Annotated in this window: 1 protein-coding gene; it reads left to right on the top strand. The window is 46.2% G+C overall.

From position 1 onward, the window contains the following. Positions 1-288: 288 nt before the first annotated feature. The coding region (locus tag BQ17_RS24485; RefSeq protein WP_369406495.1) for a hypothetical protein at positions 289-416 on the top strand (128 nt) is incomplete at its 3' end.

The raw sequence follows: 416 nt of genomic DNA, 5'->3' as shown, positions 1-416 counted from the left end.
TATGCATGTCCAGATCGACAGTAACTACACGTTACAACTTGTTGTCTTAGATAGAAATAATGTGGGGATATCTCAGGGACAGACCACGTTATTTCAATTTGGTGCTGTCCTGTATTAATGTAACCGCCTAACCTTCGCGTTAGGTATCCTATATGTCGGGTCCCGCAATGGAAGTCAAATTAAGCAAGCAACAAAAAGTCACCGTAAAGGGTTCGGAAGATATTTATCTGATCATGCGCCAGATTCTCCGGAGAGAATAAAATCGGTCAAGGTCAGGAACACTTCTGGATGGTGGGTTTGAATCAGGCGAACAAAATCCTCTATATCGAGTTGGTCGCTCTGGGGTCTGCCAACATGGCGGGCATCAACCCCAGAGAAGCCTTCCGCATGGCGATTTACAAGCTCGCCGTTCAGGT

Origin of the sequence: Candidatus Thiosymbion oneisti, assembly GCF_900092655.1 — a bacterium.
Classification (GTDB): domain Bacteria; phylum Pseudomonadota; class Gammaproteobacteria; order Chromatiales; family Chromatiaceae; genus Thiosymbion; species Thiosymbion oneisti.
The sequence above is the reverse complement of the archived record's forward strand: the minus strand, read 5'-3'. Positions and strand labels throughout refer to the sequence as shown.